The following is a 14,320-nucleotide window of genomic DNA, read 5'->3' on the forward strand; positions in this document are numbered from 1 at the left end:
CCCTCCCGCCGTGGTAGGCGCCCGGCCCCCGCCCCGCGCTCCGCGGTCCAGGCGCGGCGCCTCAAACGGAGTGAGCCGGCACTCGATAATGGAAGCCGGGATCGGCACGCTGAGCCCAGCCGGGGGGCATTTCTCCAACAGCTCGTTGGAGAACTCGTCGCACGCATTGGAGCAGCCGTGACACAGATGGAACCCGCTGACTACGCTGAGACCCTCGCCCTCCTGAAACGACAGGTGCACGAGGCGCGTTTCACTGTGCAACGCAGAGCCAATTCTGAGATGCTCCGTCTGTACTGGCGAATTGGCCACACAATTCTGGCCCGTCAGAGAGTCGAGACCTGGGGAAGCGGAGTTCTCGCCCGTCTCGCCGCGGATCTTCGCACCGAGTTTCCCTCGATGAAAGGGTTCTCGTTGGCGAATCTCGCGTATATGAGGGGATATGCCGACTGCTGGAAAGAAGACGCAATTCTCCAACAGGCTGTTGGAGAATTGCCGTGGAGCCACATCGTGTCTCTTCTCGACAAGCTCGATGAGACACCTGTTCGAGACTGGTACGCAGCGCAAGACCTGCTGCATGGCTGGAGCCGTGCCGTTCTCGAACACCAGATCGCATCACGCCTGCACGATCGCGAAGGCGCCGCGCAGAGCAACTTCGTGACGGCTTTGGAAACAGCCGATTCTGAGCTCGCACAGCAGATCACGAAGGATCCAAACGCCCTCGACTTTCTCGCAATCGATTCGGACGCGACAGAGCGCGAGCTCGAAGATCAGTTGACGTCTCGCATCATCGAAACGCTTCGAGAGCTCGGCGTCGGCTTCGCATTCGTCGGCCGACAGGTTCATTTCGACATCGAGGGAGGCTTCGTGACGCCGAGATCCACCGGCCGACAATGGGGATCCTCCTCGTCACAGACAAGAAGGACACGGTCGTGCGATATGCCCTGGGCGGTACCGCTCAACCGGTGGCGGTCTCCCGATATGAGCTCTCAGCCGCTGACGCTGACGCTCTGCCCGCCGAAGATGTTCTGAAGAAGATGACGAACGTGGGTCGTGTGCGACGCTAGAGAGGCGCCGAGCAGGCGCGCATCCACCCCACCGCCGAGGAGGAACCCCCATGACCGAACCCAGAGCCGCCGCCGTCATCACCGGAGCCGCGGGCGGCATCGGGCGGGCCATCGCCACCGCGTTCGCCGAGCGGGGGGTCGCGGTCGTGATCGCTGACATCCGGCTCGACGCCGCCGTGGCAGCGGCCGAGCAGATCGCCGCCGAGACCGGAGCCGAAGCGGTCGGCATCGCCGTCGACGTCACCGACTCTGCGTCGGTCGCCGAGCTGGTGAGCGGCGCGCTGGCGCGGTTCGGGCGCGTCGACCACCTCGTCAACTGCGCGGGTATGTCGCTCGACGGCCCGAGCATCGAGCACACCGACGAGGCGTGGTCGAAGGTGGTCGACCTGAACCTCTCCGGCACCTTCTACGTCTGCCGCGGGTTCGCCCCGGCGCTCATCGAGTCCCACGGCACCATCGTGAACATCTCGTCGATCGCGGCGTTCTCGGCGACCCGTCCCGAGGTGCATGTCGGCTACGACGCCACCAAGGCGGCGATCGCGGCCCTGACTCGCACTCTCGCTGTCGAGTGGGCGCCGCAGGGGGTGCGGGTGAACGCCGTCGCGCCGGGCTACACGAACACCGAACTGCTGAAAGATGTCGGCGCCTCGAACCCCGAGACGATGGATGCCTGGCTCTCGCAGACTCCGCAGCGCCGCCTGATGGAGCCGGCCGAGATCGCCGAGGTGGTGCTGTTCCTCTCCCTGCCGGCCTCCCGCGCGATCACCGCGCAGACGATCATCGCCGACGGGGGCTACACCGCCGCCAAGTAGACGGGGGTAGGTTGAGGTCATGAACTCCCGCACTGCTCGCCTCGCTCTCGGTGTCGTCGGCGCGATCGCCCTCATCGTGGGCGCCGTGTTCGCCGGACAGGGCGCCAACCTCATTCCGGGCAGTTCGATGACCGGCGATCGCACGTGGCTCTACATCGGCCTGGTGCTCGCGGCCGTCGGCATCGTCATGATCGTGGTCGGTCTGCGTCGCCCGGGCCGCGACCGCTGAGACCGCTGAGACCGCTCAGACGCGAGAACGACGAAGGCGAGGCTTCTGGATGTTCACCGACATGCCCGAACCCGAGCTGCGCGAATACCGCAGCCGGCAGGTCGACCCGCCCGACTTCGACGGGTTCTGGGCCGACACGCTCGCCGAGGCCCAGGCAGCCGCCGCGACGACAGCACCCCTGCTCACCAAGGTCGATTCCGGCCTCTCGGCGCTCGACGTCTTCGACCTGACCTTCGCCGGGTTCAACGGCGAACCCATCAAGGCGTGGCTGCGCGTTCCGGCCGGCAGCACCGAACCCCTCCCGACGGTGGTCGAGTTCGTCGGCTACGGCGGTGGGCGCGGGCGCCCGTGGGAGAACCTCTTCTGGGCCGCCGCCGGCTTCGCCCATGTGCAGATGGACACGCGGGGGCAGGGCTCGGCCTGGTCGGCGGGCGACACCTCCGACGCGTTCGATGCGACCGGCCCGCAGTTCCCCGGGGTGATGACCCGTGGCATCCGGGATCGCAGCACCTACTACTACCGGCGCCTGATGACCGACGCGGTGCGCGCGGTCGGGGCGGCGAGACAGCTGCCTCAGGTCGACGGTTCACGGCTCGGCGTGTACGGGCGCAGCCAGGGCGGCGCCCTCGCGCTCGCTGCCGCTGCCCTTGCACCCGGGGTGTCTGCGGTGGCCGCCGCGGTGCCGTTTCTCGCGGACTTTCCGCGGGCGAGCGTCATCACCAACGCGAATCCGTTCAAGGAGATCGGCTCGTACCTCGCGATCCACCGCGACGAGGTCGACCTGGTGCACCGCACGCTCGCCTACTTCGATTCGGTGAACTTCGCGCGGCGCGGGCGGGTGCCGGCGCTGTTCACCGTCGCGCTGATGGATGAGATCACGCCCCCGTCGACCGTCTTCGCGGCGCACAACGCCTACGCGGGCCAGAAAGAACTTGTCGTCTGGCCCTACAACGGCCACGAGGCGGGTGGCCCCGACGACGACGACCGCATCCGGGCGTTCTTCGCGAAGCAGCTCACGGCCTGACGCCGGGCGGCGCCGAAACGCCCGACGCCTACGGCCTGACGCCGGGCGGCGCCGTCGTCGCCCGCACGACGAGCCGCGTCGGCAGCTGCAGGTGCGTGGCCGCCGGCGTCTCCCCGGCCAGCAGCGTCACGAGCAGATCCGCCGCCCGCGCCCCGAGCTTCTGGATCGGCTGGCGGATGGTGGTCAGCGCCGGGCTCATCTGCGAGGCCTCGGGGATGTCGTCGAAACCGATCACCGACACATCCCCCGGCACGCTGATGCCGAGTTCGGCCGCCACCTGCACCGTCGCGATGGCCGACAGGTCGTTCGCGGCGAAGATCGCAGTGGGCCTGCCCGGCATGGTGAGCAGCTCGATCGCCGGGTCGCGCGCCGTCTCCCGCTGGTACATGCCCACCCGCACGAGCGCCGGGTCGAACGGGATGCCGGCCTCGGCCAGCGCGCGACGGTACCCGCCGTCGCGGAGGTTCGACGACTGCAGGTCGGGCCGGCCGGCGATGAACCCGATCCTGCGATGCCCGATGGAGATCAGGTAGCGGGTGGCCCGGAGCGCCCCGCCGAAGCTGTCGGATTCGACGGTCGGCAGGTCAGCGTGCCCGGTGTGCGGGTCGATCGCCACGACCGGTATCTCGGTCGAGGTCGCGACGACGGTGGGTGTGACCATGATGGCGCCGTCGATCAGCGTGCCGCTCAGCCGGGAGAGCGAGCGGCGCTCCCACCCGTCGCTGGAGTTCTGCCGCGAGCCGCTGTAGGCGAGCAGATCGAACCCCGACTCCCGCAGCGCCGTGCCGACGCCCTTGAGAATCTCTGCGCTGAACGGTTCGAAGTCGGCGACGAGGATGCCGATGACCCCGGTCTTTCGCGACCGCATGCTGCTCGCCACCAGGCTCGACTCGTAGCCGAGCGTCCTCACGACGTCGAGGATGCGCGCGGCCGTCTCCTCGGAGATGCCATACCGCCCGTTCACGGCTTTCGACACGGTCGAGACGGAGACCCCCGCCGCCGCGGCGACGTCGTGGATGGTGGCCCGTCGTGTCATGGGGGCAGCCTAGCGCAAAATGGAAAAGGTTTTCGAAAACGTTTGACAGTGGTTTTGGCCGTTGGCACACTGACTTTCTGCCGGGTCCACGCAGCACCACGAACATTCCCCGGTGGCCACTCAACTCAACGAAGAGAACAGGTATCACGCATGAAGACGAAACGAATCGTCGCCGGCCTCTCGGTACTCGCGCTCGGGGCTCTCGGCCTCAGCGCGTGCAGCACCGACAGCTCCGGCGGATCGGGCTCCGACGGCGGAGCGGTCTCGATGACCCTCTGGGAGAACTCGACCACCGGCCCCGGCCAGGCCTTCTGGGACACCGCGGCTGCCGACTTCACCAAGGCCAACCCGAACGTCACGATCGACGTACAGGCCATCCAGAACGAAGACCTCGACGGCAAACTGCAGACGGCGCTCAACTCGGGCGACGCCCCCGACATCTTCCTGCAGCGCGGTGGCGGCAAGATGGCTGCGATGGTGGCGGCCGGCCAGGTGAAAGACCTGACCGACGGCATCTCGGCCGACGCGAAGAGCCAGATTCCGGCGGCGACGTTCGGTGCGGTATCCGTCGACGACAAGACATACGCCATGCCGGTCTCCGTGCTGCCGGGCGGCCTGTTCTACAGCCAGGATCTCTTCACCGCGGCGGGCATCACCACCCCGCCGAAGACGATCGACGAACTCGAGGCCGCGAACACCAAGCTGAAGGCGTCGGGCGTGCAGGCCGTCGCCCTCGGCGGCAAGGATGCCTGGCCCGCCGCGCACTGGTACTACTTCTTCGCCCTGCGAGAGTGCAGCCCCGAGGTGCTCTCGGGCGCGACGAGCTCGAAGGACTTCAGCGACGACTGCTGGATTCGCGCCGGTCAGGACCTCGAATACTTCGCCGGCACGCAGCCGTTCAACGACGGCTTCCTCTCCACCCCCGCGCAGCAGGGTGCCGGCAGCTCGGCCGGTCTCATCGCCAACCACCAGGCCGGCATGGAACTGATGGGCGCCTGGGACCCGGGCGTCATCGCCTCACTGACCCCCGACGCCAAGCCACTTCCCGACCTCTCGTGGTTCCCGTTCCCCGAGGTCACCGGCGGTGACGGCGAGGCCGGCTCCATTCTCGGCGGCGTCGACAGCTACTCCTGCTCGGCGGATGCGCCGCCGGCGTGCGTCGACTTTCTGAACTACATCGCCACGCCCGACCTGCAGAAGGCGTACTACACCGCCTTCAACACTCCCCCGGTGAACACCGAGGCGCAGAAGGCCGTGACCGAACCGTACCTGCAGCAGATCATCACCACCTACAACGCGGCGCCGTTCGTGTCGCAGTGGCTCGACACGCTCTACGGCCTGAACGTCGGCAACGCCCTGAACGTGGGTGTCGTCGACCTGCTCGCCGGCAAGAGCAGCCCCGAGCAGCTCGTGCAGACGGTCAACGACGCGGCCAAGAAGGCCTAGCGACGATGACGGTTCGCGAGAGCGCTCCGAGCGCCCAGCACACGGCAGCGCCTCTCGCGCGGGGCGGGGCGGTCGATTCGTCGGCTGCTCCGCCCCGGCTCCCGGATGCCCGGGGCCAGGTGTCGGGAAAGCCCAAGCGCCGCTCCTTCAACCGGGCCGGTCGCTGGGAGGTCGCCATCCTCGTCGGCCCCGCCCTGCTCGTCTTTCTGGCCTTCGTGATCTTCCCGGTCGTGATCGCCGCGTACTACGGGTTCTTCAGCTGGCAGGGGTACGGCGCCCCGACCGACGTGGTCGGCATCCGCAACTACCTCACGATCATCCAGGACCCGACCTTCCAGCAGGCCCTCACCCACAACGGCGTGATCCTGGTGCTCTCGCTGGTGCTGCAGGGGCCGGCGGCCATCCTGCTGGCGCTGCTGCTGAACCGCAAACTGCGCGGGCAGTCCCTGATCAGGGTGCTGATCTTCGTGCCCTACGTCATCTCTGAGGTGGTCGTCGGCACCGGGTGGAGCCTCATCCTGCAGTCGAACGGCGCGTTCAACGGGATGCTCGAGAACGTCGGTCTCGGCGGCCTCAGCCAGGACTGGCTGTCGAACCCCGACCTCGCCATCTGGACGCTGATGATCATCATCACCTGGAAGTACGTCGGCTTCGCGGTCATCCTCTTCCTGGCCGGCCTGCAGGGAATTCCCGAGGAGCTGTCGGAGGCCGCGGCGATCGACGGGGCGTCGTTCTGGCAGATCCAGCGGCGCATCACCCTGCCGCTGCTCGGCCCGACCCTGCGCATCTGGGCCTTCCTGTCGATCATCGGGTCACTGCAGCTCTTCGACCTCGTCTACATCATCTGGGGCCAGTACGTCAGCTCGACGGCCGGCACCTCCACCATGGCGACCTACATGGTGGCCAACGGGCGGAACGCGGGCAACTACGGCTACGGCAACGCGGTCGCCGTCGTGCTCTTCGTCATCTCCCTGATCATCGCGCTGGTCTACCAGCGTTTCATTCTGCGGCGCGACACCCAGGGCGCCCTCACCGACAAGGGGAACCCCGAATGAGCGCCGTCAGCACCGCGACCGGCCCCCGGGCATCCACTCAGCACTCGACTCGGCACTCCGCTCAGCCGAGCGCCCGCCCGAAGGCCCGCCGGAACCTCGGCAACCCGATCGCCTATGTGGTCGCGGTGGTCGTCATCATTCTGATGCTCGCGCCCGTCGTGTTCATCATCATCGGGGGGTTCCGCACCAACTCCGAGCTCTCGGTCGACCCGGCCGGCCTGCCCGCCGTCTGGAACGTCGCCAACTACCTCGAGGTGCTCACCGGCGGCGTGTTCTGGGGCGAGGTGCTGAACTCGGTCATCGTCGGACTCGCCACGACCCTCGGCGTCGTCGTGCTCGGCCTGATGGCGAGCTACGTGCTCGCGCGCTACAGCTTCCGTGGCCGCGGGGTGCTGTACGCCCTGTTCGCAGCCGGGCTGATGTTCCCGATGACCGTCGCGATCACGCCGCTCTACATCGTCGTGAAGAACCTCGGGCTGATGAACTCGCTCGGCGGCGTCATCCTGCCGCAGATCGCGTTCGCCCTGCCCACGACCATCATCATTCTGGTGCCGTTCCTGCGGGCGATCCCCGACGAGATCCAGGAGGCGGCGTTCATCGACGGTTGCAGCCGGCTCGGTTTCTTCTGGCGCATGGTCGTGCCGCTGGCCACGCCCGGAGTGATCACCACGGGCATCCTCGCGTTCATCGCCAGCTGGAACAGCTACCTGCTGCCGCTGTTCATCCTGAACAAACCGGCCATCTTCACCCTGCCGCTCGGCGTGCAGGCCTTCTCGTCGCAGTACTCGGTCGACACCGCCAAGGTGCTCGCCTTCACCGCGCTGTCGATGATTCCGGCCCTGCTGTTCTTCGCCTTCTTCGAGCGCCGCATCGTCGGCGGGCTCTCGGGGGCGGTCAAGGGCTGAGCCCGGCGCCGCCCGCCTCGCTTCGCGCCGGCCCCCCTCGCCCCGCCCCGCCTGCCGCGTCTCGCCCCCGCGCCGCCCCCGCCCCGCCGCCCCTCTCGGTCTTCCCTCTTCACCCCGCGCTCTTCACAGAAACGACAGCCATGACCAACCCGCCCCTGCCACCCGTCTCCGACCGGGTGCGCGCCCTGCATGCCGAGATGACGCTCGACGAGAAGATCGCCCAGCTCGTGGGCTTCTGGGTCGACCAGGGCGGCGAGGTCGTGGCGCCGATGCAGGGAGAGATGGCGACATCCGGCCGCTACGAAGAGGCGACCGCGCACGGAATCGGCCACCTCACCCGCGTCTACGGCACGCGGCCGGTCGACCCGATCGAGCGTGCGGAGTGGCTCTGGGCCGAGCAGCGCCGCCTGCAGCGGGACACCCGGCTGGGCATCCCGGCCCTCGTGCACGAGGAGTGCCTCACCGGCCTCGCCGCGTGGAAGGCCGCGACGTTCCCGACGCCGCTGGCCTGGGGGGCGTCGTTCGATCCTGCGGTGGTCGAGGAGATGGGCCGGATGATCGGCGGCTCCATGCGCGACCTCGGCATCCACCAGGGGCTCGCGCCGGTGCTCGACGTGATTCGCGACCCGCGGTGGGGGCGGGTCGACGAGTGCATCTCGGAGGATCCGTACGTCGTCGGTACCCTCGGCACCGCCTACGTGCGGGGCCTGCAGAGCGCCGGAGTGCACGCGACGCTGAAGCACTTCGTCGGCTACTCGGCCTCGCAGGCCGGCCGCAACCACGCACCCGTGCACCTCGGCCGGCGCGAGCTCGAAGACGTGTTGCTGCCGCCGTTCGAGATGGCCGTTCTCGACGGCGGGGCGCGCTCGGTGATGAACTCGTACGCCGAGATCGACGGGCTGCCGGTCGGGGCGACGCCCGAATACCTCACCGGCATCCTTCGCGAGCGCTGGGGCTTCGACGGCGCGATCGTCTCGGACTACTTCTCGGTCGCCTTTCTGAACCTGATGCACGCGGTCGCGGCCGACCGTGCCGACGCCGCGCTGCTGGCGCTGGAGGCAGGCATCGACGTCGAGTTGCCGACGGGGGATGCGTACCTTGCGCTCGCGGAGCGCATCCGGGCTGGGGCTGGGGCTGGTGCCGATGCTGGGGCTGGGGTCGATGCGGGTGCGGGCGACGCCGCGGGTGGCGGCGGCCTCTCGCTCGCGCTGCCGCTGATCGATGCCGCCGTTCTGCGCGTGCTCGCGCAGAAGGAGGAGCTCGGCCTGCTCGACGCGACCTTCGACACTCCCCCGACGGCCATCGACCTCGACACCCCCGCCCACCGCGACGTCGCGCGCCGTCTCGCCGAGGAGTCGCTGGTGCTGCTGACGAACGACGGCGTGCTGCCGCTCGCGTCGGCGGCGTCATCGCTGTCGTCGCCCTCGCTGTCGTCGCTGTCGTCGCCTTCGCCGTCGCTGTCGACGCCGCCCGCCCGCATCGCCGTCATCGGGCCGAACGCCGACTCCTCCGAGGCGCTGATGGGCTGCTACTCCTTCGTGAACCACGTTCTGGCGCACCATCCCGGCACCCCCATGGGGCTGGAGATCCCGACGGTTCTGGATGCCGTGACCGCCGAATTCGCCGCCGCCACCGTCTCGTTCGAGCCCGGTTGCACCGTCGAGGGCACCGACGTCTCGGGCTTCGACGCGGCCGCGCGCACCGCCTCACAGGCCGACGTCGCCGTCGTCGTCGTGGGCGACCGCGCTGGACTCTTCGGCCGCGGCACCGTCGGCGAGGGCAACGACGTCGAGAGCCTCGACCTGCCCGGCGTGCAGCGCCAGCTCGTGGAGCGCATCGTCACCACCGGCACCCCCGTCGTGCTCGTGCTGCTCACCGGCCGGCCCTACGCCCTCGACTGGGCGGTCGCGGGTTCGGCGGCGCGCGATGTCTTTTCTGACCCGACCCCCACCTCTGGGCCCACCCTCGCGCCGGCCGCCGTGCTGCAGGCGTTCTTCCCCGGCGAGGAGGGCGCCTCGGCGATCGCGGGCATCCTCTCGGGCCGCGTCTCGCCCTCGGGCCACCTGCCCGTCTCGCTCCCCCGCTCGGCCGGAGCCCAGCCCTTCAGCTACCTGCACCCCCTGCTCGGCGGCCCCTCAGAGGTGACCAGCGCCGACAGCACCCCCGTGCTGCCCTTCGGCCATGGCCTCACCTACACCGCCTTCGAGCACACCGGCCTCACCCTCGACTCCCCCGAGGTCGCCGCCGGCGACACCTTCACCGCCACCGTTACCGTCACGAACACCGGCACTTGCCCCGGCACCGACCTCGTGCAGCTCTACGCCCATGACCTCGTCGGCAGCGTCACCCGCCCCGTCGCCCAGCTGCTCGCCTACCACCGCGTCACCCTCGCCCCCGGCGCCGAGGCCGTCGTGCGCTTCACCGTGCCGACCACCCGCCTGGCCTTCACCGACCGCGCCTACGCCCGCGTCGTCGAGCCGGGCGCCGTCGACCTCTGGGTCGGCCCCTCCTGCGCGGCCCGCGAAGCGACTGCGTCGCTTACGATCGCGGGCTCGGTCTACCGCGTGACCCCCGCCGATGCCCGCCTCGCGAGCGCAGAGGTCGTCGTGCCGGTCGCCGCGCAGTGACTTCCGGCAAGGTGCTCGCCTCGAGAACCGAACGGGCGCCGTATCCGACCCTCCGCCGCTTTCAACCGACCGCGCCATCCTGTCTGGGTTCGGCAGGCTAGCCGCCTCTGGGCCCCTCGCTCTTACTCGCAGAGTTGGGGTGGCACGACGGCTCTCTTTGGCCTGTTGCACAGGACCCACCGCGGGTCCGTCTCTCGTCTGACTTCCAGGAAGCCAGCTACCGATAGCGGTGATTATGTCAGGAAGCAGGTATGGACCAGGCCCAGGAACTGGCACTTTGCGCACAAGGATGCCAGACCCGGTACCGAGACTGCAATCGGTCAACGCGATCAGCGCTCGGCCCAGTCAACGCGAGAGGACGCTGCACATAGGCAGATTCAGTTCATATGCCGCTCGTAAAAAGCGCATAGAGCACACATAGACAACTCATTGAAACTCTTCTCACACGCAATCGCGAACACGAGAGGTAATGATGAGCAGAGTTCCAGAACCAGAATCCACCCCAAACGGACCCGCCTACGAGGGTCGCCTCTTGGACCGCGCCGACGAGGAAGTCGTCGACCAGGGTGTTGCCTTCGACGTCCGCACACTCGTCAGCCGCCGCGTGGTGCTGAGCATACTCGGGCTCGGCGCTGGCGCGGTGACCTTGGCGGCATGCTCTTCTGGCGGCGCCGCCGCGAGTTCCGGGGTCGCTTCGGCGACAGCCACGGCCGCGCCCACCCCGACCGTGTCCAGTTCAGCTTCAGCGTCGGCTGTCGATCTTCCTGCGGGCGAGATCCCCGATGAGACGGCTGGCCCATATCCGGGCGATGGATCAAACGGGCCTGATGCGCTGACGAACTCGGGGATCGTGCGAAGCGACATCCGGTCGAGCATCGGCGGTGGGACCACCGCCGCGGGCGTGCCGATCTCGCTGACGATGACGATCCTCGACATGGCGAACAACGACGCGCCCTTCGCGAATGTCGCTGTGTACGTCTGGCACTGCGACGCCGAGGGCCGCTACTCGATGTACTCCTCCGACATCGAGAACGAGACCTACCTCCGCGGGGTGCAGGTAGCCGACAGTGCCGGCGTTGTGACGTTCTCCTCCATCTTTCCCGCCTGCTACAGCGGGCGGTGGCCACACATCCATTTCGAGGTGTACCCGACGGTCGATGGCATCACCGACTCCGCCAACGCCATCAGCACCTCACAGCTGGCGATGCCGGAGGCTGAGGCAAAGGCCGTCTATGCGCTCCCGGCATATGACGGATCGACCTCGAACCTGGGGAAGGTGAGCCTCGCCAGCGACAACGTGTTCAGCGACGACAGCGGCGCGCTGCAACTCCCCGCAGTAACAGGCGATACCACCTCGGGATACCAATTGTCACTCGTCGTCCGCGTCGACACCAGCACCACCCCGACCGCAGGGTCCGCGCCCAGCGGAGGCGGCGGGAACAGTGGCGGTGGCGGCGGCCCCGCCGCCTGACCCACCCCGCCAACCCGCTAACCAACAGAAAGAAGTGCTCTCATGGGATTGCTCCAGAACCTCACCGGATGGCACGCGGTCATCCTCCTCGCCGTCGTACTCCTCTTCTTCGGGGCCAGCAAACTGCCAAACCTCGCTCGAAGTGTCGGCCAGTCGGCCCGCATCTTCAAATCCGAAGTCGCCTCAACCACAGACCAGGCCAGCGAGCCCGCCGCCGAGGCGGTGACACCGGCCCAGCCCGCCGTCACCCCTCCGGTGCCAGCGACAAGCCGCGCGGAAACGTCGTGACGCTATGCCCGCATCGACCACATCCGAACCCGAGCACGGCAGGATGACTCTGGCCGCTCACCTGCATGAGGCGCGGACGCGTCTGATGCAGGTGGGTGTCGGGCTGCTTCTCGGCTCGATCGTGGGCTACCTTTTGTCTGATCAGATCATCGAGGTGCTAGAGGAACCGATCGTGGCTCTGGCCGAGTCGCGAAACGCCAGCCTGAACTTCGACAGCGTCAGCGCCGCATTCGATCTCAAGATGAAGATCGCCGTGTTCGCGGGCGTCATCTTCTCGAGCCCCCTCTGGTTGCACCAACTCTTCGCGTTCTTCATGCCGGGCCTGAACCGGCGAGAGAAAAAGTACGTCCTCGGCTTTGTCGGCATCTCGGTGCCGCTCTTTGCCGCCGGCTGCTGGGTCGGGTTTGAACTGTTCCCGCACGTCGTCCAGCTGCTCGCCAGCATCGCACCCACAGAAACCAGTAGCGTGCTTGCGGCCTCCGAGTACTTCGACTTCGTGATGAAACTCGTCTTCACCTCCGGTGCCGCGTTCGTTCTGCCCGTCTTCATCGTGCTGCTCAACTTCATCGGGGTGCTCTCTGGCCAGGCAATCGTGAAGAGCTGGAGGATCGTGCTTCTAGGTGTGATGCTCTTCAGCGCCCTCGCAACTCCGTCCGCGGACGGCATGTCCATGTTCCTGATCGCCGCCCCGATGACCGTCCTCTTCGCTACCGCAGCCGGAGTCGCCCTGCTGCACGACCACCGGGCGGCACGCCGCGCAAAATTGGCGAATCAACAAGCCCCTGAGCTCATCACCGCCTGACACCCCGCACCAGGCCCGCACCGCACGATAAGAGAAGGAATAAGGGATGTTCGGATTGACGATAGAAAAACTGTTCGTGATCGCAGTCATCGCCGCGATTATCATCGGCCCGCAGCATCTCCCCCGCTACGCCAGCGACCTCGCCGCGATCGTGCGGACCCTTCGTGAGTTCGTGGACGTCGCCAAAGCCCGAGTCACAGCAGAGCTCGGCCCGCACATCGACGCTCGGGAATGGGAGAAACTCGACCCCCGCCAGTACGACCCCCGACGCATCGTCCGCGACGCCCTAACGGACAATACCGCGGTAGAGGAGCAACCGACTGCGACCCCTTCAGCACCAAACAGGTCGACGGAACCTGCACCGCCTTCGCCGCCCGAGCCGCCCACGCTAAGACGATCTGCAACCGGCGGTTGGCAGGGCGTTCTTCTTTCTCGCATCACGACGGCGCCGCACACCGAACTGTTACATGAAATAACCCGCTCAGCAGCGGCTCATCCGGACCCGCTCAGCAGCGGCTCATCCGGAACAGAGTAGGGGCTCGTGATGATGATTCGGCGTCTACAGTTGAGCGGAGGAGGACGTGATGGCCCGGGTTACCAGCGCGGACGTGGCACGTGAGGCCGGTCTCTCGCGTGCGACGGTCAGTTATGTGCTCAATTCCGATCCGCGGCAGCGCATTCCTGAGGCGACCCGGCAGCGAGTTCTCGATGCCGCCGCGCGGTTGGAGTACACCCCGTACGGTCCGGCACGACTGCTACGAGGAGCGCCGAGTCGAACGGTCCTGTTACACACACCGTCCCTAGCGACAGTTGCGGAACCAGTGGGCGCGCATATCGTGTCAGCTCTCGCGGACGCCCTCACTTCTCACGGGTTGCAACTGCTCTGGCAGTTGGGAACGCCGTCTGCTGCGATGGGAGGCGACCTTGCCCCGGCTGTCGTGCTGACGTCTTTGGGAGAGCACGAGGCGGGTTTCGCGGAGTTGTCAGCCGGATTCCGAGTCCCGGTTCGTTCTTTGTTTCCAGGCCTGGATGGGTTTCAGGCCTCTCCGGGCGGCGCGCAGGTGGACCACCTGATCGACCGCGGCCATCGGAGGCTCGCCTACGCCGCATCCGATGACCCACAGCTGGAACGATCGTCGACACTACGACAGGGTGCGGTGCTGACGCGCGCAGAGGAGCGCGGCATCACGACTCCGTTCGTCGTAGCTATGCCGTTGGAACGACAAGCCGCCCGGAGTGCTCTTGCCGCTTTGCTGAGCCGCGATCATCCGCCGACAGCCGTGTGCGCGTATAACGATCATGTCGCGATGGCCGTTCTGGCAGCAGCATCGGATCTCGGCCTGTCAGTACCCAGTGATGTTGCCGTGATCGGTGTCGATGATGATCCGGTCGCGCAACTGATGACACCGGCGCTCAGCAGCGTCAGGGCGGAGCTTGGCGACTTTGTTGATGAGTTTGCGGCGGAGATAGCCGCTGGCATCGTCGGCTCGGATAGCCCAGAGGTGAAGCTGCCCGCTTCCCCGGTGGTTGTGATTCGCGGCTCCTCGTGATCGGCTGAAAT

14 protein-coding genes and 1 pseudogene are annotated in these 14,320 nt (G+C 67.5%); 14 read left to right on the plus strand and 1 reads right to left on the minus strand.

Features of this window, described 5'->3' with window-relative positions:
* Positions 1 to 186: 186 nt before the first annotated feature.
* The 4 genes from C5B96_RS12840 to C5B96_RS12855 all read left to right on the plus strand — a co-directional run bounded on the left by C5B96_RS12840 (position 187) and on the right by C5B96_RS12855 (position 3,129).
* Positions 187 to 1,029 (plus strand): PDDEXK nuclease domain-containing protein, encoded by an 843-nt coding sequence (locus tag C5B96_RS12840; protein ID WP_233189194.1) that lies wholly within the window; start codon positions 187 to 189, stop codon positions 1,027 to 1,029.
* A gap of 85 nt (positions 1,030 to 1,114) precedes the next feature.
* A complete protein-coding gene (locus C5B96_RS12845; RefSeq protein WP_104245759.1) occupies positions 1,115 to 1,876 on the plus strand; it encodes an SDR family NAD(P)-dependent oxidoreductase in 762 nt (253 codons plus the stop codon).
* A 19-nt stretch (positions 1,877 to 1,895) separates the two neighbouring features.
* Positions 1,896 to 2,105, plus strand: a complete 210-nt coding sequence (locus C5B96_RS12850; RefSeq protein WP_104245760.1) for a hypothetical protein — start codon at positions 1,896 to 1,898, stop codon at positions 2,103 to 2,105.
* Positions 2,106 to 2,154: 49 nt separating this feature from the next.
* Entirely contained in the window at positions 2,155 to 3,129 is a 975-nt protein-coding gene (locus C5B96_RS12855) for an acetylxylan esterase (RefSeq protein ID WP_104245761.1), read from the plus strand.
* Between the two features lie 28 nt (positions 3,130 to 3,157).
* On the opposite strand, the gene C5B96_RS12860 is transcribed toward C5B96_RS12855, so the two are convergent.
* A complete protein-coding gene (locus C5B96_RS12860) occupies positions 3,158 to 4,165 on the minus strand; it encodes a LacI family DNA-binding transcriptional regulator (protein ID WP_104245762.1) in 1,008 nt (335 codons plus the stop codon).
* Between the two features lie 150 nt (positions 4,166 to 4,315).
* Between C5B96_RS12860 and C5B96_RS12865 the strand changes: the two genes are divergently transcribed.
* The 10 genes and pseudogenes from C5B96_RS12865 (at position 4,316) to C5B96_RS12905 (ending at position 14,309) form a co-directional block, all read left to right on the plus strand.
* Positions 4,316 to 5,611 (plus strand): ABC transporter substrate-binding protein, encoded by a 1,296-nt coding sequence (locus C5B96_RS12865; RefSeq protein WP_104245763.1) that lies wholly within the window; start codon positions 4,316 to 4,318, stop codon positions 5,609 to 5,611.
* 5 nt (positions 5,612 to 5,616) lie between these two features.
* Positions 5,617 to 6,666 carry a carbohydrate ABC transporter permease gene (locus tag C5B96_RS12870; RefSeq protein WP_104245764.1) on the plus strand — a complete coding sequence of 350 codons (1,050 nt, stop codon included), beginning with the start codon at positions 5,617 to 5,619 and terminating at the stop codon, positions 6,664 to 6,666.
* The gene (locus C5B96_RS12875; protein WP_104245765.1) at positions 6,663 to 7,571 is read left to right on the plus strand and encodes a carbohydrate ABC transporter permease; all 909 of its coding nucleotides are present in this window, start codon (positions 6,663 to 6,665) and stop codon (positions 7,569 to 7,571) included. The genes C5B96_RS12870 and C5B96_RS12875 overlap by 4 nt, the downstream gene beginning before the upstream one ends.
* A 140-nt stretch (positions 7,572 to 7,711) precedes the next feature.
* Complete coding sequence (locus C5B96_RS12880; protein WP_104245766.1) at positions 7,712 to 10,198, plus strand: beta-glucosidase; 2,487 nt, start codon at positions 7,712 to 7,714, stop codon at positions 10,196 to 10,198.
* Between the two features lie 850 nt (positions 10,199 to 11,048).
* Entirely contained in the window at positions 11,049 to 11,669 is a 621-nt protein-coding gene (locus C5B96_RS18125; RefSeq protein ID WP_369826482.1) for an intradiol ring-cleavage dioxygenase, read from the plus strand.
* A gap of 42 nt (positions 11,670 to 11,711) precedes the next feature.
* Positions 11,712 to 11,957: a twin-arginine translocase TatA/TatE family subunit gene (locus tag C5B96_RS12890; RefSeq protein WP_369826483.1), complete on the plus strand. Its 246-nt coding sequence runs from the start codon at positions 11,712 to 11,714 to the stop codon at positions 11,955 to 11,957.
* A gap of 4 nt (positions 11,958 to 11,961) precedes the next feature.
* On the plus strand, positions 11,962 to 12,759 hold the full coding sequence (tatC, locus tag C5B96_RS12895; RefSeq protein ID WP_104245767.1) for a twin-arginine translocase subunit TatC: 798 nt from the start codon (positions 11,962 to 11,964) through the stop codon (positions 12,757 to 12,759).
* Positions 12,760 to 12,805: 46 nt separating this feature from the next.
* Complete coding sequence (locus C5B96_RS17625; protein WP_199176651.1) at positions 12,806 to 13,294, plus strand: Sec-independent protein translocase TatB; 489 nt, start codon at positions 12,806 to 12,808, stop codon at positions 13,292 to 13,294.
* Positions 13,295 to 13,343: 49 nt separating this feature from the next.
* A pseudogene (locus C5B96_RS18130) lies at positions 13,344 to 13,484 on the plus strand (LacI family DNA-binding transcriptional regulator); the annotation flags it as partial.
* A 96-nt stretch (positions 13,485 to 13,580) separates the two neighbouring features.
* Positions 13,581 to 14,309, plus strand: a complete 729-nt coding sequence (locus tag C5B96_RS12905) for a substrate-binding domain-containing protein (RefSeq protein ID WP_233189188.1) — start codon at positions 13,581 to 13,583, stop codon at positions 14,307 to 14,309.
* Positions 14,310 to 14,320: the final 11 nt, after the last annotated feature.

It is taken from the genome of Subtercola sp. Z020 (genome assembly GCF_002931235.1).
Lineage (GTDB): Bacteria > Actinomycetota > Actinomycetes > Actinomycetales > Microbacteriaceae > Subtercola.